At 38.3% G+C, this 18,203-nt stretch carries 16 protein-coding genes and 4 pseudogenes; all 20 read left to right on the top strand.

All coding sequences use genetic code 11. The features are described from left to right. Positions 1–146: 146 nt before the first annotated feature. Positions 147–1,277: pseudogene (fss3, locus tag FGQ66_RS13840) on the top strand (fibrinogen-binding MSCRAMM adhesin Fss3); the annotation flags it as partial. Positions 1,278–1,388: 111 nt separating this feature from the next. After that, positions 1,389–1,703 carry a YdcP family protein gene (locus FGQ66_RS13835; protein ID WP_010718221.1) on the top strand — a complete coding sequence of 105 codons (315 nt, stop codon included), beginning with the start codon at positions 1,389–1,391 and terminating at the stop codon, positions 1,701–1,703. Between the two features lie 12 nt (positions 1,704–1,715). Continuing rightward, a complete protein-coding gene (locus tag FGQ66_RS13830) occupies positions 1,716–2,090 on the top strand; it encodes a YdcP family protein (protein WP_104870053.1) in 375 nt (124 codons plus the stop codon). A 9-nt stretch (positions 2,091–2,099) separates the two neighbouring features. Next, entirely contained in the window at positions 2,100–2,435 is a 336-nt protein-coding gene (locus FGQ66_RS13825) for a type II toxin-antitoxin system RelB/DinJ family antitoxin (RefSeq protein WP_095444052.1), read from the top strand. Positions 2,436–2,504: 69 nt separating this feature from the next. Next, a pseudogene (locus FGQ66_RS13820) lies at positions 2,505–3,848 on the top strand (FtsK/SpoIIIE domain-containing protein). Between the two features lie 85 nt (positions 3,849–3,933). Beyond that, positions 3,934–4,607 (top strand): annotated as a pseudogene (locus FGQ66_RS13815) (zeta toxin family protein). Next, positions 4,600–4,767: a hypothetical protein gene (locus FGQ66_RS13810; RefSeq protein WP_002298811.1), complete on the top strand. Its 168-nt coding sequence runs from the start codon at positions 4,600–4,602 to the stop codon at positions 4,765–4,767. Before FGQ66_RS13815 ends, FGQ66_RS13810 begins: the two are co-directional and overlap by 8 nt. 78 nt (positions 4,768–4,845) lie before the next feature. Next, the gene (locus tag FGQ66_RS13805; protein ID WP_104870054.1) at positions 4,846–5,988 is read left to right on the top strand and encodes a DNA cytosine methyltransferase; all 1,143 of its coding nucleotides are present in this window, start codon (positions 4,846–4,848) and stop codon (positions 5,986–5,988) included. Next, complete coding sequence (locus tag FGQ66_RS13800) at positions 5,978–6,268, top strand: hypothetical protein (protein ID WP_104870055.1); 291 nt, start codon at positions 5,978–5,980, stop codon at positions 6,266–6,268. Before FGQ66_RS13805 ends, FGQ66_RS13800 begins: the two co-directional genes overlap by 11 nt. 254 nt (positions 6,269–6,522) lie before the next feature. Beyond that, positions 6,523–7,707, top strand: coding sequence for a MobT family relaxase (mobT, locus tag FGQ66_RS13795; RefSeq protein WP_138302613.1), 1,185 nt, complete (start codon positions 6,523–6,525; stop codon positions 7,705–7,707). A 13-nt stretch (positions 7,708–7,720) separates the two neighbouring features. Next, positions 7,721–7,840 (top strand): DUF3789 domain-containing protein, encoded by a 120-nt coding sequence (locus FGQ66_RS13790; RefSeq protein ID WP_095443920.1) that lies wholly within the window; start codon positions 7,721–7,723, stop codon positions 7,838–7,840. 4 nt (positions 7,841–7,844) lie between these two features. Further along, positions 7,845–8,066 carry a hypothetical protein gene (locus FGQ66_RS13785; RefSeq protein WP_002298822.1) on the top strand — a complete coding sequence of 74 codons (222 nt, stop codon included), beginning with the start codon at positions 7,845–7,847 and terminating at the stop codon, positions 8,064–8,066. Positions 8,067–8,078: 12 nt separating this feature from the next. Further along, complete coding sequence (locus FGQ66_RS13780) at positions 8,079–8,582, top strand: antirestriction protein ArdA (RefSeq protein WP_095443918.1); 504 nt, start codon at positions 8,079–8,081, stop codon at positions 8,580–8,582. Between the two features lie 200 nt (positions 8,583–8,782). Next, entirely contained in the window at positions 8,783–9,838 is a 1,056-nt protein-coding gene (locus FGQ66_RS13775) for a dsDNA nuclease domain-containing protein (protein WP_138302612.1), read from the top strand. Continuing rightward, complete coding sequence (locus tag FGQ66_RS13770) at positions 9,838–11,523, top strand: coiled-coil domain-containing protein (RefSeq protein ID WP_095443916.1); 1,686 nt, start codon at positions 9,838–9,840, stop codon at positions 11,521–11,523. The genes FGQ66_RS13775 and FGQ66_RS13770 overlap by 1 nt, the downstream gene beginning before the upstream one ends. Positions 11,524–11,579: 56 nt before the next feature. After that, positions 11,580–11,969: a conjugal transfer protein gene (locus tag FGQ66_RS13765; RefSeq protein ID WP_104870050.1), complete on the top strand. Its 390-nt coding sequence runs from the start codon at positions 11,580–11,582 to the stop codon at positions 11,967–11,969. Further along, positions 11,956–14,403 carry a conjugal transfer ATPase TcpF gene (gene tcpF, locus FGQ66_RS13760; RefSeq protein ID WP_138302610.1) on the top strand — a complete coding sequence of 816 codons (2,448 nt, stop codon included), beginning with the start codon at positions 11,956–11,958 and terminating at the stop codon, positions 14,401–14,403. The genes FGQ66_RS13765 and tcpF overlap by 14 nt, the downstream gene beginning before the upstream one ends. A 4-nt stretch (positions 14,404–14,407) precedes the next feature. Next, positions 14,408–16,531, top strand: a complete 2,124-nt coding sequence (locus FGQ66_RS13755; protein WP_104870048.1) for an FUSC family protein — start codon at positions 14,408–14,410, stop codon at positions 16,529–16,531. Then, on the top strand, positions 16,528–17,532 hold the full coding sequence (locus FGQ66_RS13750; RefSeq protein ID WP_138302609.1) for a bifunctional lytic transglycosylase/C40 family peptidase: 1,005 nt from the start codon (positions 16,528–16,530) through the stop codon (positions 17,530–17,532). The genes FGQ66_RS13755 and FGQ66_RS13750 overlap by 4 nt, the downstream gene beginning before the upstream one ends. Positions 17,533–17,550: 18 nt before the next feature. Further along, positions 17,551–18,144 (top strand): annotated as a pseudogene (locus FGQ66_RS13745) (conjugal transfer protein); the annotation flags it as partial. Positions 18,145–18,203 lie beyond the last annotated feature (59 nt).

Below are 18,203 nucleotides of genomic sequence, written 5' to 3'. Positions count from 1 at the left end.
GAAGATAGTAGCCCACGGCTACAATAATCACATCCTGCTGAAATTGCTTTCCTTTAAAATGATTCATCGTCATTCCTCCTGCTATCTTTTTCTATTATTCTACCTTATTTGATAGTAGATTTAAAACTTTGCAACAGAACCAAGACAACTATGTGAAGAGTGAGTATGTCTTTACCATTACCGAACAAGGCCAAAAACAACCAATTAAGACGGTGACCGTTCCTTACGAGAAGCTGACGAACAACGAATTTTCCGTTAGCTTGAACCGTTTGATGCTCTATGATTTGCCTGAGGAAGAAGATAGTGTAACTTCTCTTGCGACTTGGAAAGACGGAGACAAAGAATTGACTACCCTTGATTCTACCGAGCTAGTTGATAAATTGAGTTACAATCTTCATGAAATCAAAGAGGACTGGTATATCGTAGCACAAGTCATTGATGTGGAGGCGACAAAAGCTGCTCAAGAAAAAGATGAAAAAGCCAAACCACTCGTGATTGCCGAAACAACGGCCACTTTGGCGAATAAAGAAAAAACAGGAACTTGGGAAATTCTGCATAAATTAACCGCCGAACAAGTTTTGGATAAAACCATCGTCTTGTTCAACTATGTGTATGAAAATAAGGAAGCCTTTAAAGCAGGCGATGAGCCAGTAGCGAAGGATGCTAGTTTGAATAATCAAGCCCAAACTGTCAATTGTACAGTGGAACGTCATGTTTCCATTCAAACAAAAGCGCACCTAGAAGACGGTTCTCAGACCTTTACTCATGGTGATGTGGTGGATATGTTTGATGATGTGTCCATTACCCATGATGTACTGGATGGCTCAAAAGAAGCTTTTGAAACAATTCTGTATGCCTTATTACCAGATGGCACGAACAAAGAAGCTTGGAAATCTGGCAAAATTGATTACGAAGTGAATGACAAAGAATTTACTAAAACTGTGCTTGCAGAAAAAGTAGACACTGGAAAGTATCCAGAAGGAACCAAGTTTACTTTTGCGGAAATCAATTATGATAAAGATGGGAATATCAATGGAAAACATAATGAAGATTTGAAAGAAAAATCCCAAACCTTAACTCCAAAAAAAGTTCCGACCACACCAAGTACACCAGAACAACCGGAAATACCAACTGTTTCAAGCGACTCTCAAGATTCTGGCTCCACAGTGAAGACGTTCCCTCAAACTGGGGAGAAAAATTCCAATGTGCTACTGTTCATTGGCTTTACTTTAATCTTTGCGACGGCTGGCTATTATTTCTGGAATCACCGCAACTAAGGTGATGAGATGAAACAAGTAAATAGTAAAAACCAATGTGTGCGATCGCCTCCTAAAAAAGTGGTCGCGCTATTTTTGTATCCAAACTAAAAATGAAAAGAGGAAAAAAATATGGAATTAAAATTTGTCGTACCAAATATGGTCGAAACCTTTGGAAAGATAAGTTATGCCGGTGAAGGCGAAATTCTAACAGAAGGATATGGGCGGTATACTACGGTGATTGGTCGTAGTTATCATTTATATTCCAGTAAGCAACGCGCCGATGATATTGAAGTGGTGGTCGCAGCGGAAGCCGGGGAAAAGGATTTTGATCAAGATCAACCATTGAAGGCTGTCAATCCCCACTTAGTTGCCAAGGGTTATGAAATCGAGAACCGTGGTTTTACCGATTACGTGTTGCATGTCGATGATTTAGTGAAAGCATAGGAGGAAAAGAATATGAGATTAACAGAAGGTATTGTTGTAGATTCCGGATTAACGTTTGGGAAATTGCGGTTTTCCGCATTGCGCCGGGAAGTTCGCAAACAAAATGAGGATGGAACGATTAGTAATGAGATCAAAGAACGGACTTATAATTTGAAATCCTCGGCTCAAGGTCGAATGATTCAAGTCAGTATTCCAGCAAATGTACCCTTACGTGAGTTTGCTTATGATGCAGAGGTAGAGCTGGTCAATCCTATCGTGGATACCGTTGCCAACTATGTTTTTCGAGAAGGAACAACTGTCAATTGGTTCATTAAGGCGGATGATTTAGTCTTAAAACGCCAACCGAATCAAGGAAATCCTACAAACCAAAATGAAGGAAAGAAATAGGTGAAGCGTATGGAAATTAATGTGGAACATATTTTAGATTGTCTAGATCGTTATAGCAAAGGAGAACTAACCAAAGAACAAGTCAACGAGGATTTGACGATAGATGAAAAAGCATTTCTTATTATGAATCAGGATTTTTTTGAAACTGATGAGGAAGACTTTGATGTACTAAATTGGTTAGGGGAAGAAGAGTCCTTCTTTATGGTTGTCGAAGTAAATGAAAACTTATGTCGGCAGGCGGAATCTGTCTTGGAAGAAATTGGTGTGGAGATGTCGGATGCCATTGAAGGTTTCTTAACGCAATTGGTTGAAACAAAACAACTCTCCGTAGCAGTAAATGACTAGCATAACTTTTTGAAATTGCCCAATATGATTTTATTGGGCAATTTTCGACTGGAGGTGGAAACCATCAAAATGTACAAAGGACATCGCATACGTGCAGGAGATCAGCACTTGGTTTATCACTTTATTCTTGAGTGGCTAATCGCTTTATTCATCGGTTGGATGGGCGTCTTTTATTTTCAAGAGCTTAGACAATTTGAGATTTCTAAAGTAACATTCTCCACTAGTGAAATCGTTTGGTCCATGAAAGATTTACTCTGCTTACTAGGAAGTCTCGCTCTTTCGGGAAGCATGATATTGCTTTATATTCACTTTTTTCAGGACCATTGGCGAAGTTTATGGCATCGACAAAAGCTGGCTCGGATGATTCTAGAAAATCATTGGTATGAAGTGAAGCAAACTCAAAGTGAAGGCTTTTTCAAAGATTTGAATAGTAATCGGACCAGAGAGAGTATCAGTTACTTTCCCAAAATCTATTATCGAATGAAGGATGGTTTACTTTCTATTCGCGTTCAAATTTCACTTGGGAAATACCAAGATCAGCTTTTAAAGTTGGAAAAGAAGTTAGAAAGCGGACTGTATTGTGAGTTAGTAGAAAAGGAACTCAAAGACTCCTATGTGGAATACACCTTGTTATACGATATGATTGCTAATCGAATTGGAATTGAAGAAGTGGTGGCAAAAAATGGAACTCTGCGATTGATGAAAAATCACGTATGGGCCTATGATTCCTTGCCTCATATGTTAATCGCTGGCGGTACAGGTGGAGGAAAGACCTATTTGCTTCTCACCATTATCGAAGCACTATTAAAGTCAGATGCAGAACTATTTGTTCTTGATCCAAAAAATGCGGACCTCGCCGATTTAGGTACGGTGATGCCTCACGTATACTCCCAAAAAGAAGAAATTTCTAAATGTGTGGAAGATTTTTACCAACGTATGATGACTCGTAGCAAGGCAATGAAAGAAATGCCCAACTATAAAACAGGAGAGAATTATGCCTATCTTGGACTTCCGCCAAACTTTTTAATCTTTGATGAATACGTGGCTTATATGGAAATGTTAACAACTAAGGAAAGTGCGGTAATTTTGAATAAGCTCAAACAAATCGCGATGCTAGGTCGTCAGTCTGGGTTCTTTCTGATTTTGGCCTGCCAAAGACCAGATGCGAAATATTTAGGAGACGGAATTCGGGATCAATTCAATTTCCGAGTGGCTTTGGGTCGCATGAGTGAACTCGGGTATTCCATGATGTATGGAGAAGTTGATAAAAATTTCTTTATGAAACGAATTAAGGGGTGAGGCTATGTGGATACAGGGGGCAGTGTTATTAGTGAGTTTTATACGCCACTTGTACCAAAAGGGTATGATTTCTTGGAATCCATCAAACAAGTAGCGCAATCAAAAGAAAAATGACAGCTACAGAGAAATTTAGTATTCTAGGGTATCGGACTAAAAGTATGATAAACTAGGGATGATAGCGTCAGGAGGTGCAATAAAAATGACAGAGGATTATTCTTTACAGTATGCTAAAGAGAACAAAAAAGTATTAATTTCTTCTATTACTGATGGGAAAGAAAAAGAGGAAGAAAAGACTGCCATTTTTATGGCTGGAAGTCCTGGGGCTGGAAAGACTGAGGCTGCACAAACTTTGACGGCATTGAATAGTAATCTTTGTGTAATCGATGCTGATAAATTTCGTGAATTATTCCCAGGTTATGTTGGGAATAATTCAGATGAATTTCAACGAGGATCAGCACTTTTGGTAGATGCGGCTCTCGATTTAGTTCTTAAAAAGGGTTATAGTTTTATTCTTGATGGCACGTTTGCGACTTTTAAGGTAAATCAAAATATTGAACGGGCACTCAAAAAGAATTATAATGTGCTTATCTATTATGTTTATCAAGATCAATTTATTGCTTGGAACTTTACTAAAAAGCGAGAAGAAGTTGAGGGCCGTTTTGTTCCTAAAGAACGTTTTATCAATGCGTTTTTCCAATCGAGAAAAATTTGATGCGGGTGAAAAAACAATTTCAAGAGAAAGTAACTATCAATATCTTAGTGAAGGATTTTCAAAATACGATTTCTGATTTCCTAATGGATATTGATAATGTTGAGTTAGCATTACCAATCAGTTATACGAAAGAAAGATTGGAGGAAGAGCTACATGACTGAGAAAGAAAAAGTTGAAGAAATTATGGAGAAGTATAACCGTAACTTTTCTACACTACAAAAGAATGCCTCTGCGAAAGAGCTGAAGACAGTCTTTAAATTTGTAGCAGATGAATCCAATCGAAAACAACGAGAATTGATTGGTTTGGATAAAGAAAAATAAATTTGAAATTGAAATAGTTTTAAGAGCCAAGAGCAAAAATGTTCTTGGCTTTTTTCTTTGCAATGAATGAGGTGATGTATGACATTTTTAGATTTATTCGCCGGGATTGGTGGTTTTCGCTTAGGTATGGAACAATCGGGCCACCAGTGTATCGGCTTTTGTGAAATTGATGAATTTGCTCGCCGGAGTTATAAGGCAATCCATGATACAAGTAAGGAGGTGGAAATGCATGACATCACAAGTGTATCAGACGAGTTTGTTCAATCCCTCGGACCAGTGGACACCCTTTGTGGCGGATTTCCGTGCCAAGCTTTTTCAATTGCGGGAAAGCGGCAAGGATTTTCCGATACTCGAGGTACTTTATTCTTTGAAATCGCTCGGTTCGCCGCTCTTCTCCGACCAAAGCTTCTATTCCTTGAGAACGTCCGAGGATTGCTCAATCACGAAAGAGGGGCTACGTTCGAGACGATCCTCCGAACGTTGGATGGATTGGGGTATGATGTGGAATGGCAGGTGCTTAACTCAAAGGCCTACGTTCCCCAAAGCCGCGAGCGGGTCTTCCTTATCGGACATTCTCGAGACGCATGTACCGAACAAGTATTTCCTATCATTGGATCGTCTGCAACATCTGATCAAAACATCAGAAACTTGTTGAATATCAATCCTTCCAATCGAGGAATGGGTGGTCAAGTTTATGGATCAGATGGCGTAGCTCCAACCTTAACCGGCGATGAAGGAATCAAAATTGCCTTACCGGTAAATGATGGAATTTCTGTAGCGGGTATGTTGTCAGGAAATTTTGAACAAGGCAATCGGGTCTATGAAGTAACCGGAACAGCTCCCACCTTGTCAACGAAGCAAGGGGGAACGAAGATTATGATTCGGAAAAATAAAACAGAATATCAAGAGGTGAAGCCAGGGGACAGTGTGAACCTGGCTTTTCCTAATTCCACAAATCGTCGAGGCCGTCTGGGAAAACAAAGTGTGCATACGTTACTAACAGGAGACCAACAAGCGGTTGTCACAGATCAGTACCAGATTCGAAAGTTAACACCTAGGGAGTGCTGGCGTCTTCAGGGCTTTCCCGATTGGGCCTTTGACCGGGCATCTCAAGTCAATTCAGATAGTCAGTTGTATAAACAGGCCGGAAACTCAGTCACAGTTTCGGTCATTTTTGATATTGCCAGAAGATTGAAGGAGGTAAAAATAGATGATTTATGATGAGGTGATTGGGGAAATCTATTGGGTGATTGGTAAGATTCAATCCGATCCGGAACTAGAGGAAGAACTATACCAGCTCAATTTCGATATTCGTAAAAACGGGGTGAAGGTCCCAAGTGATTCGTATGTAATGGACGAGGAAACCGATACTCGAATTGAGTTGAATCAAGTCATCAGTGAATTTGAACGGATTGCGGACCTTGCCAAAGAACCAGATATCCGCCAATACTTGTTTGAGATAAAAGCAGAATTGGAAATTGAGGGTATCACCGCGGAGTAATAGGGAAATAACCCACTGATAGGCGCTGACCGCGGGGGATTTGCGAAGCAGAAATCCTCCGTGGTGCTGTGCCTGTTCATGGACGGCGGCAGCCGGCCATGATGTCTCACCCCCTGTATCTAACAGGGGGGTACAAAAACACAAAAAAAAGCAAGCAACCATTAAAAATGCTTGTTGTATCAAGGATATTAAGCGATTTGCATAGGTGTTAACTCATTTGAAAAAGTTAACACCTTGAACTTGGAGGTGAGAACTTGACACAACGGAATTTAGATTATCGGTTATTAAAAGAACGACGCAATGAATATGGTGTTTCACAAAATAAATTGGCTACGGCTTGCGGGCTTAGCCGTCCCTATTTAAATCAGATAGAAAACGGTGGCGTAACCGCCTCTACAAAGACCATGAGGAAAATTTTTGACCAACTGGAAAGTTTCAATCCCGATTTGCCTTTGACGTTACTGTTTGACTATGTAAGGATTCGTTTCACCACAACGGATGTACGGAAAATTATTCAAGAAATTCTCCATTTGAAATTTGAGTATATGCTTCATGAGGATTACGCCTTTTACTCCTATCAGGAACAATATGTCATGGGCGATATTGTGGTGATGTTGTCACATGAAGAAGATAAGGGCGTTCTTTTGGAATTAAAAGGGCGAGGATGTCGGCAATTTGAAACTTTTTTACTCGCTCAAAAGCGTAGCTGGTACGATTTTTTCGAAGATTGTCTAAAAGCTGGTGGCGTGATGAAACGCTTGGATTTAGCAATCAATGATCGAGTTGGCTTATTGGATATTCCTGAGTTAACGAAAAAATGTCAGAAGGAAGAATGTATTTCCTTGTTCCGTACCTTTAAAAGCTATCGTTCCGGAGAACTGTTGAAAGCTGATGAAAAGGATGGTATGGGAAATACCCTGTATATTGGAAGCCTTAAAAGTGAAGTTTATTTCTGTTTGTACGAAAAAGATTATGAGCAATATATCAAGTTAGGAATTCCATTAGACCAGTCCGAAACGAAAAACCGCTTTGAAATTCGGTTGAAAAATGAACGTGCTTATCATGCAATTCAAGATTTATTAAAAGGTCGTAGCATTGAGAGCACCACGTTTTCCATTATCAATCGTTACTTGCGATTTGCGGATAAGGTGGAAGGAAAACGGCGAACCAACTGGCCCTTGAATGAACAATGGGGGCGCTTTATTGGACGGAATCGGAAGGAAATTCAATTAACTTCTGAACCGAAACCTTATACTATCGAACGAACCTTGAATTGGCTTGGACGCCAAGTCGCCCCTACGTGGAAAATGGCTAAGGAGTTGGATCGATTGAATCAAACAACGTATATCCAGGATATGGTACAGAATGCGCGGTTATCAGACCGGCATAAAAAGATTTTGGAGCAACAAAGTATGGCAATTGAAGACTTGATTATATGAAAGAGGAATTTTGATGGGAATTGTAAAAGATATGTTATTGGTATTTGGTGGTAGTATGCTCGGCGTTACCGTGATGTGCTTGATGAACGCAAGTGCAGCAGCGGATCGAGCAATGGAAAAGAAAGGAAAGTGACAAGATGAATTTCGGACAAAATTTATATCAATGGTTTTTAACCAATGCTCAATCTTTAGTCTTACTAGCGATTGTGGTCATTGGTTTGTTTTTAGGATTTAAACGTGAGTTTTCCAAACTGATTGGCTTCTTGGTGATTGCTTTGATTGCGGTCGGTCTGGTCTTTAATGCTTCTGGAGTGAAGGATGTCTTACTCAATTTGTTTAACCGAATTGTCGGTGCCTGAGGGGGAATCACGATGGAACAGATGCGTGTGTATATTGCGAACCTTGGAAAATACAATGAAGGTGAGTTGGTTGGGGCGTGGTTTACCCCACCTGTCGATTTTGATGAGGTCAAAGAACGGATTGGATTAAATGACGAATACGAAGAGTACGCGATTCATGATTATGAACTGCCTTTTGAGATTGATGAGTATACGCCAATTGAAGAGATTAACCGGTTGTGTAGCTTAGCAGAAGAGCTTGAAGGAACGCCAATTGGTGAAGTTGCTTCTGAGATTCAACACGCTTTCTTCAATTCTTTCGAGGAAATGGTAGAGCATGTGGATGATATTGTCTATTATCCGGATTGCGCTGATATGAGTGATGTGGCGTATTATTTGATTGAAGAAACAGGCGCTTTGGGAGAGGTTCCTATACACCTACAAAATTATATTGATTATGAAGCTTATGGCCGAGACTTGGAAATAAGTGGAAATTATTTGACTACTAGTCGTGGTGTTTTTGAATATTGTATATAATATAACAAATATATTTCCTTGACTAAAAAGGGGAACGAGTGTTCTAATATGTAAAGGGGATGTTTTAGTAAAATAATTAATAAAATTAACGGGTTGTATATATATCTTAAATATGGTTTAAACTGATTTTTTTATGCTGTATAGCAAGTATTCCAAAGAAGGTGTTATAATAATAACAGCACTTTCAAGGAGGCACAATTATGGGGATAGATGAGGCGTATTTGAATTATCAAGCAGATGTTTCTGGGGCACGTTCAAAAAATCGCTTTTCATTTGAAATTTATTGGGGAATTGATAAATTTCTACATGAGTTAGCTATTTCATCTGATTTCACAATGGTTTTTGATTATGTTTGTGATATTGAAATTCATCATCCAGATCGGTTCGAATTTTTTCAAGTTAAAACAAAGAATGCTAAATCATATACTATCGGATCCCTTACAAAGAAAGATTCAAAGAAAAATAATTCAATAATTAGTACCTTATATCAAATAAGACATACCGAATATGTTGCCGGTCACCCAAAATCTAAACTAGCTATTGTATCTAACTTACATTTAGCTGTACCAGGTAATTCAAAATTACCTAACTCGGAATTTCAATTAAGTCTGTTGGATGAAAAAAATAGAGAATCAATTCTGAAAGCTATTAGAGCTGAATTTCCTGATGAAGAAATCGATTTATCAGATATTTTTTTTATTAATAGTGATTTAAATATTTCTGCATATAAAGATACGATGGTAGGTCGTGTTAATTCTTTTTTCATTCAGATGTTTGGTGAAGATCCTATTAAACCTGGAGCATTATTAAATCTTTTAGCGGAAGAGGCACAGTTAAAAGCAAATTATGAATTTTCTATTACTTCGCGTCAAGAAGTATTGGATAAAAAAGGTCTTTCATCAGATCGAGTAAATTTGATTATGGGGCGGTATGCAGAGCAATCCTTTTCTATTGCAGAACAGTGTAAAAAATATATCCAAGATTCTGTAATGAATATGGGGAAAAGGTTGAAATATTTTTCTATGATTCCTGATGTAATTTCTCGGTTAAGAATGGATTATTATTGGCAAAAGCTTGAAGAGAAAATAAAAAAAGATGTAATCGCTAAAGCAAGTGATTTAGAGGCAGATGAAATGTTCAGCTTAGTGAGGCAGTTCATTGAGATTACCGATGTAGATTTTCCAGTTGAATTCTCTTTAGAAGAGATAGAGTTGTTATCTTTGGTAGTTTTGATTAAATTGGAGGAGGTTTTATGATGACGAAGTCGCTGATTGTGAAAAATATATATCTGTTCTCAACAGCATCACAAATGGCAAAGAAAGTATCTTTTACTTCAGGAATTAACATTGTCACCTCTGATCAGGAAGATGGTAATCAGAGAGGGAAATCTCTTATTTTAAAGAGCATTTTTCATACTTTAGGTGCAGATAGTTTTTTTGATGACAATTTAAAAAAAGATTCTGTTACTTTTGTTATAGATTTTATGATCAATAATAGTGAATTTACTATGTTGCGATTAGGGAAATTTTTCAAGTTGTTTGATTCTGAAAAAAATCTATTATTAAGTACGGATATAAGAACAGAGTTGGCTGAGAGGCTGTATTCGTTGTTTGACTTTTCAGTTTATCTACCATCAAGGAATGATAAAAAGTTAATGATTGCTCCGCCGGCATTTGCGTATATGTTGAATTTTATTGATCAGGATCATATGAAAGGAAGCAAGTTTGAATCTTTTTCTGGTTTGGGGCAATTTACAAGATTTCAAGAAGCATTGCTGTATACACATTTTGGTTTGTTCAATCGGGAATATTTTGATTTGAGACTTAAACAAGATGAGTTGAAAGAAAAGTTGAAAGTAAGTGATAATGAACTCGTAACTATTGGGAATATGTTGAAAAAAATTGATCAAGAACTACCAGAAGCTGTTCCAGAGCAAGTAGAGGCATTGCGAGAAGAGTTGAATCGGCAGGAAAAGAAATATAGGATTATATACGATGATTTAAGAAAAGTAAAAAATGAACTGGCAAACCTTAGAAGTAATCAAGTGAATATTATTAAAACCTTGGAGGATGTCAATAAGCGTAAACGTCATGAGGTTAGAGATATAAATCATGTATTGGAAAAACATTCTTGTCCATTATGTCAGCAGGATTTAGAAGATACATTAGATGTACGTATGGTGAAAAATATCAATATCGAAGATTTGTCGCAAGTAAGTCTTGAACTACAACGACTTATTTCAGAAACCAATCGGCATATTGAAAAAAAGGAGCATGTTTATAGTAAACATCTTTCTAGATTAAACGGGTACAATAAGCTGCTTAAAGGAACGAAAGAGAGTCATGATGAGATTCTGAAGATACAGGGATATTCTGATCTTAAGACTAAGTTAGAATTAGAATGGGCGGAGGAAGACTTATATAATAGAAAAATCTCTAGTGAAAATAATGATGTAAGCAAGAAGTTGAGAGCATATTCAAAAAAGAAAAAAGAAGTGAACGCCTTTTATTATAAATCTATGAAGCAAGATATCGTAAAATTTGGCTTGAAAGAAATACCAGATTCATCCATTGAAAAAGTTGAGAAAAATGTAAAAGCTTCTGGTAGTAATAAACCTATTGCAACTGTAATTTGGTATATGAATTTATTAAAAATAAAAAATGAATTCAATCCTGAAGCAATTGAATTTCCAATTGTTATGGACAGTCCCAACCATGGTGAGCTTGATGATCAAAAAAAGGAGACTCTATTTGAGTATATTTTTGAAAATATTCAAACTGATACTCAGTGTATCCTTTCAACTTTAGGGTTTAATCGAAATGAGTACGATGATGATTTAGAACTGAATATTATTACGCTTAATAATGACAAGTATCAACTCATGAATTTTAATGACTATCAAGATAATAAAGAGTATCTTTCAATGCTCATAGATAAGTAATAACAAAGAACTGCAGTGTGTACACTGTGGTTCTTTATTTTAAATTGAGGTGAAATATGAAAAAAATAAAAAGCTACACCAGTATTTGGACAGTTGAAAAAGTCATTTATGCGATTAATGACTTTCAGCTGCCTTTTCCTGTGACATTTAACCAAATGGCTTGGTTTGTTTTATCCTTGCTGTTTGTCATCGTATTTGCCCATGTGCCTCCACTATCTATGATAGAGGGGGCTTTTTTTAAATACTTGGGCATACCGGTGGCGGTCACTTGGTTCATGTCGCAAAAGACCTTTGACGGTAAGAAACCATTGGGATTTTTACGATCCTTTATCAGTTATCACTTACGGTTTAAGATCACTTTTGCAGGAAAGAAAGTTAAAGAACAGAAGAAACGATGGGACGAACCAACCACCTTAGTAAGGAGTGTGAACTATGTACCCGATTAAGTATATCGAAAATAATCTTGTGTTTAACCAAGAAGGCGAGTGTTTTGCCTACTATGAGTTAGTGCCTTACAATTACTCCTTTTTGTCACCTGAACAGAAGTATCAAATCCACGATAGCTTTCGCCAATTGATTGCTCAGAATCGTGAAGGCAAGATCCATGCATTGCAAATTGCCACAGAAAGTAGTATTCGTGCCACGCAAGAACGATCGAAAAAAGAAATCACCGGTAGACTCAAAGAAGTAGCGAAACAACGGATTGACCTACAGACAGATGCATTAGTATCCATGATTGGCGATAGTCAGATTGATTATCGCTTTTTTATTGGCTTCAAACTAATTGCGACAGATGAAGAGTTCAACCTAAAGAATCTCAGGAAATCTTTCTTTTCTGGACTTCAAGAATTTGTCTATGGAGTGAATCATCATTTGATGGGTGATTTTGTTTCCTTATCCAATGAAGAAATTCGCCGGTATACCAAGCTTGAAAAACTAATGGAAAGTAAATTGGCTCGAAGATTTAAAGTCAGACGTGTCACACCGAGTGATCTGACGTATTTGATTGAACATATCTATGGTGAAAAAGGCACACCGTTTGAAGAATATGATTTTCAGTTACCAAAGAAAAAGCTGAAATCAGAAACGCTGGTGAAACACTATGACCTATTACGTCCCACTCGTTGTTTGATTGAAGAAAAGCCTCGGTACTTACGCATGGAACATGAAAATCATGAATCGTATGTAGCGTATCTGACAATCAATACGATCGTAGGGGAGATGGAATTTCCTTCCTCAGAACTTTTCTATTACCAACAACAACAATTCACTTTTCCGATTGATACTTCAATGAATGTAGAGATTGTGACGAACAAAAAAGCACTTGCTACCGTTCGCAATAAGAAAAAGGAATTAAAAGATTTGGACAACCATGCTTACCAATCCGATAATGAAACGAATGCCAATGTATTAGATGCGTTGGATTCCGTGGATGAATTGGAAACTACCTTAGATCAGTCGAAAGAATCCATGTACAAACTGAGCTATGTGGTTCGGGTGAGTGCCGAATCAGTAGATGAACTAAAGCGGCGATGTGATGAAGTACTTGATTTTTATGATGATACCAATGTAAAACTAGTCCGGCCCTTTGGCGATATGATGGGCTTACATGAAGAGTTTTTACCTTCAAGCAAACGCTATATGAATGACTATATTCAGTATGTTACCTCTGATTTTTTAGCAGGACTTGGCTTTGGAGCTACACAGATGCTAGGAGAATTGGAAGGAATTTACTTTGGCTATAACGTAGATACAGGGCGGGATGTTTACCTGAAACCGGCATTGGCCTCACAAGGGGTAAAGGGTTCAGTAACCAATGCACTAGCTGCGGCTTTTCTCGGTTCTCTTGGTGGCGGAAAATCTTTCAGTAACAATCTCTTAGTCTATTACGCCGTCCTTTTTGGTGGGCAAGCCGTGATTGTTGATCCAAAAGGAGAACGAGATGGCTGGAAAAAAAACTTGCCAGAAATTGCGGAGGAAATCAATATCCTCAACTTAACTAGTAAACCAGAAAATCAAGGCTTACTTGATCCCTATGTCATCATGAAGAAAAAGAAAGACTCAGAAAGTTTAGCGATTGATATTCTGACCTTTTTAACAGGAATTTCTAGTCGAGATGGGGAGAAGTTCCCTGTTTTACGCAAGGCCATTCGAACCGTTACTCAAAGTGATCAACGAGGATTGCTACAAGTCATTAAGAAACTTCGAAATGAAGGCTCGCCAGTTGCAGAAAATATCGCCGATCATATCGAGTCTTTTACCGATTATGATTTTGCCCATTTGCTTTTCTCAGATGGTTCGATTACCCAGTCGATTAGTTTAGATAAGCAGTTAAATATCATTCAAGTAGCGGATTTGGTTTTACCAGATGCAGAAACCACTTTTGAAGAATATACCACCATGGAATTGCTGAGTGTTTCGATGCTAATCGTTATTTCGACTTTTTCCTTGGACTTTATCCATAGTAATCGAGAAATTTTCAAGATTGTAGATTTGGATGAAGCTTGGAGTTTTCTTCAAGTGGCACAAGGAAAGACCTTATCGAATAAATTAGTTCGTGCTGGGCGGGCGATGAATGCCGGTGTTTACTTTGTCACGCAAAATAGTGATGACTTACTGGATGAACGTTTGAAGAACAATATCGGATTGAAATTTGCTTTTCGAAGTACTGATATTCATGAAATCAAAAAAACCTTGGAATTCTTTGGCTTGGATCAAGAGGATGAAAGCAATCAAAAACGTCTGCGAGATTTGGAAAACGGTCAATGCTTGATGCAAGATTTGTATGGTCGAGTAGGTGTGGTTCAAGTTCATCCAGTCTTTGAAGAACTCTTCCATGCCTTTGATACCCGTCCGCCGGTTCAAGAGAGAATGGAGTGAGGAGATGAAAAAGAAACTTTTTTGGATTGTGGGAATCGTTTTTATTAGCATTGTCACTCTGACAGTTCTATTGGGTTTAATCGGTACGGTAGCTGAGGCGACAGGTCTGGTTGATGATACAGTGGAAGCCGGAAATCTATATTCCAAATATTCACTGAACAACTACCAACTAGATTTCTTTGTGGATAGCTCTTGGGATTGGCTGCCTTGGAATTGGGGTGATGGTCTAGGGAAGAGCGTGATGTATGGTCTTTATGCCATTACTAATTTTATTTGGACCGTTAGTTTATATTTGTCGAACGCCACGGGCTATGTAGTCCAAGAAGCTTACAAGTTAGATTTCATTTCGGATACAGCTGAAAGTATTGGAAAGAATATCCAAACCTTAGCCGGTATTACCGAAAATGGATTACAGACCTCGGGCTTCTACTTTGGGTTTCTATTATTGATGATTTTAGCCCTAGGAGTTTATGTGGCGTATACCGGATTATTAAGACGAGAAACTACAAAGGCTGTTCGAGCCGTGATTAATTTTGTGATGATTTTTCTACTTTCAGGTTCGTTCATTGCGTATGCGCCCACCTATATCACAAAAATCAATGACTTTAGTTCAGATGTTAGCGAAGCGGCTCTTAGCCTTGGGACAGAGATCGTTGTACCTAATTCAGAAAGCCAAGGAAAAGATAGTGTGGATTTGATTCGGGATAGTTTGTTTTCCATTCAAGTCCAACAACCTTGGTTACTATTACAATTCGATGATTCCAATATAGGAGAAATTGGCGAAGGCCGAGTCAATAAGATACTATCCGTTAGTCCGGATGAAAACAAAGGCAAGGATCGGGAAGAAGCGGTCAAGGCAGAGATTGAAGACAATGACAACGCGAATTTAAGTATTACCAAGACCATGAACCGCTTAGGAACCGTGGTCTTTTTGGTGTTGTTCAATATCGGGATTTCCTTCTTTGTTTTTCTTTTAACAGGGATTATGTTGTTCTCGCAAATTCTCTTTATAATCTTTGCGATGTTTTTGCCGATTAGTTTCTTATTGTCGATGTTGCCGACTTATGAAAGTTTGGGCAAGAAGGCGATTATTCGCTTATTCAACACGATTATGATGCGAGCGGGTGTCACCTTAGTGATTACGACTGCATTTAGCATATCCACGATGTTTTTCAATATTTCGGCAACCTATCCCTTCTTCATGGTAGCTTTTCTACAAATTGTGACCTTTGCCGGTATCTATTTCAAATTGGGCGACATTATGAGCATGTTCAACCTTCAAAGTAATGATAGCCAATCAATGGGAAGACGGGTTATGCGAAAACCGCAAATGTTAATGAACCGAAAGCTACGGCAACTTAATCGAAATGTGGGACGTACTTTGGCTTTTGGTGGTGGTGCAGCAGTCGGAAATAAGTTGGCAAAGGAACAATCAAAATCCAAATTTAAGCCATCCGGTTCTTCTCTACGAAAGAATTCACGATTATCTAACAATCACGAGACACCGTCTGACTTGAATAAGGAAAAGCCAACTTCAAATAATAAGAAACAATCTCGAATGAATTTGGCCGGGAGAAAAATCGGCAAAGTACTGGATACCCAAGCTTTGGTGAAAGATAAGACCAAACAAGTAAAGGATCAGGTACGAAATACACCAACTAGCTTGAAATACAACCTCCATAAAGGGATCGAAAAGACGAAAAAAGCACCAGAAGAGTTCAAGCGTGGACTGGTCCAAGAAAAAGCGGATCGAGCGGAGTTACGAGAAAAACAACGACAACGTAGAGATGAAAAAATGGCTGAAAAGTACAAAGCATTGAACGAAACAGGGAATCGTCATGGAAAAAGAAGGGAAAATGTTCCGATAAAAACAGAGCTCCAACCTCAGAAAGATAGGCCGCCGAAAAAAGAAACACCAAAGCGGATTGTGAGAGTAAATTCGAATCCCGAAATCAAACGAAAACTCGCTAGTCAAGAAATCATTTCAAAAGGAATAAACCAACCGTCAGGTAAGAAAAATTCTTTCCAACAAGTGAAACAGCGGTCTACTCTTACAAAGATGACCAATCAAAAGCTACAAATAAGAATGAATTCTCGCTCAAAGCCAAGGTCGGGTGAGAAAAAATGAACTTGAAGAAATTGAGTATTATTTCGTTAACTTTCCTGACTATTTCATTTATGGGTATCTTGATGTGTATGGGTTTGTTGTTTGGTGAAGACAGTGAAGGAAGTGATAGTTCTGGCACTTCTCCTGGCGGAATTAGTGTTTCAGAAGAAGTTTTGAAACACCGTGCAATGGTGGAAAAGTATGCCAAAGAATCAAACATCTCAGAATATGTCCCGATTCTTTTGGCGATTATTCAAGTGGAATCTAGCGGCACAATTGAAGATGTTATGCAGAGTTCTGAGTCAGCCGGGTTGCCACCGAATTCATTAAGTACCGAGGCATCCATCAAACAAGGGTGTCTCTATTTTGCTTCCTTGGTTAAGCGTTCCAAAGAATTAGGTTGTAATCAGGACAGCATTATTCAGGCTTATAACTATGGTGGCGGGTATCTGGATTATGTCGCGAAAAACGGGAAGAAGCATAGTTTTGCTTTAGCGGAATCTTTTTCAAAGGAAAAATCGGGTGGTCAGAAAGTTGATTACCCCAATCCTATCGCAATTAAAGAAAATGGTGGGTGGCGCTATAACTATGGCAATATGTTTTATTGCTTATTAGTGAAGCAATATCTGACCACGACACAGTTTGATGATAAAACGGTGCAAGGAATTTTTGACGAGGCGTTTAAGTATGAAGGTACTGCCTATGTATTTGGTGGCTCAAGTCCAGAAACGGGATTTGACTGTAGTGGCTTGACCCAATGGTGTTATGCCAAAGTTGGCCTGAAACTTCCTCGGGTGGCTCAGGATCAGTATGATGTCATGACTCATATTGATTTGAAAGATGCCAAACCAGGTGATTTGATTTTCTTTCATTCGACTTATGATGCCGGTACTTATGTGACTCATGTGGGCATTTACGCAGGAGAGAATCGGATGTATCACGCAGGAGACCCGGTGGGATGGAGGAATCTAACGGAAAGCTATTGGCAGCAGCATCTTATCGGAGCTGGACGGTACAAATAAGAGAAAAGAGGAAAAATAATGAAGATAAAAATTGAACGGAATCAAAAGGAAAAGATTCAAAAAAAGAAGAAAGAACGAATCTTTTCAGTGGGCAAGCATCGAAAAATGGTACTTGCTCTTTGGCTTTTGTTGACTTGTAGCCTTGTTTTTGGCATCTACAAAAATTTCACTGCTATTGATCAACACACGACTCATGAAAAAATAGTTGTACAAGAGAAGGTAGTGAATACTTCTGGCGTTGAAAGTTTTACGAAGGATTTTGCGAGAGAATATTTTTCATGGAAGAATAACAAAGAAGTAATTGAAAAGAGGATGAGTACTCTTGGACAATACCTCACAGAAGAAGGTCTCGCTTTGAGCAAAGATATGGTCCGGGCAGATATTCCCACTAGTTCCGAAGTTCAAGAAGTAAAAATTCTAGATGTAGAAAAACATTCAGAAGAATTTGTCGTTTCATTTTTAGTGGATCAAAAGGTAGTAGAGGGGAAAAAAACGCAATCAATTTCTTCTGCATACCGTGTGATGATTTTTGAAGATGAAAAAGGGAATCATATTGTGACGAGTTTGCCTACCATGATTGCAAAACCAGATAAGTGTAACTGTCAAGTAGAATTGTGCACTTTTTGCCAGATAACTTTGTGCACTTTTGTTACGTGAAGACTGATTCTCGA

Origin of the sequence: Enterococcus sp. BSD2780061688st2 D3 (genome assembly GCF_005844145.1) — a bacterium.
Classification (GTDB): domain Bacteria; phylum Bacillota; class Bacilli; order Lactobacillales; family Enterococcaceae; genus Enterococcus_B; species Enterococcus_B durans.
This window is presented reverse-complemented; position numbering and strand designations above follow the sequence as displayed.

Bases quoted from the DNA above. Each gene is read 5' to 3' on its own strand.
- FGQ66_RS13830 (WP_104870053.1), top strand. From the start codon at position 1,716: ATGAGATTAACAGAAGGTATTGTTGTAGATTCCGGATTAACGTTTGGG.
- FGQ66_RS13775 (WP_138302612.1), top strand. From the start codon at position 8,783: ATGGGGATAGATGAGGCGTATTTGAATTATCAAGCAGATGTTTCTGGG.
- FGQ66_RS13825 (WP_095444052.1), top strand. From the start codon at position 2,100: ATGGAAATTAATGTGGAACATATTTTAGATTGTCTAGATCGTTATAGC.
- FGQ66_RS13805 (WP_104870054.1), top strand. From the start codon at position 4,846: ATGACATTTTTAGATTTATTCGCCGGGATTGGTGGTTTTCGCTTAGGT.
- FGQ66_RS13755 (WP_104870048.1), top strand. From the start codon at position 14,408: ATGAAAAAGAAACTTTTTTGGATTGTGGGAATCGTTTTTATTAGCATT.
- FGQ66_RS13835 (WP_010718221.1), top strand. From the start codon at position 1,389: ATGGAATTAAAATTTGTCGTACCAAATATGGTCGAAACCTTTGGAAAG.
- FGQ66_RS13790 (WP_095443920.1), top strand. From the start codon at position 7,721: ATGGGAATTGTAAAAGATATGTTATTGGTATTTGGTGGTAGTATGCTC.
- FGQ66_RS13800 (WP_104870055.1), top strand. From the start codon at position 5,978: ATGATTTATGATGAGGTGATTGGGGAAATCTATTGGGTGATTGGTAAG.
- FGQ66_RS13765 (WP_104870050.1), top strand. From the start codon at position 11,580: ATGAAAAAAATAAAAAGCTACACCAGTATTTGGACAGTTGAAAAAGTC.
- FGQ66_RS13810 (WP_002298811.1), top strand. From the start codon at position 4,600: ATGACTGAGAAAGAAAAAGTTGAAGAAATTATGGAGAAGTATAACCGT.
- FGQ66_RS13785 (WP_002298822.1), top strand. From the start codon at position 7,845: ATGAATTTCGGACAAAATTTATATCAATGGTTTTTAACCAATGCTCAA.
- FGQ66_RS13780 (WP_095443918.1), top strand. From the start codon at position 8,079: ATGGAACAGATGCGTGTGTATATTGCGAACCTTGGAAAATACAATGAA.
- FGQ66_RS13750 (WP_138302609.1), top strand. From the start codon at position 16,528: ATGAACTTGAAGAAATTGAGTATTATTTCGTTAACTTTCCTGACTATT.
- FGQ66_RS13770 (WP_095443916.1), top strand. From the start codon at position 9,838: ATGACGAAGTCGCTGATTGTGAAAAATATATATCTGTTCTCAACAGCA.
- tcpF (WP_138302610.1), top strand. From the start codon at position 11,956: ATGTACCCGATTAAGTATATCGAAAATAATCTTGTGTTTAACCAAGAA.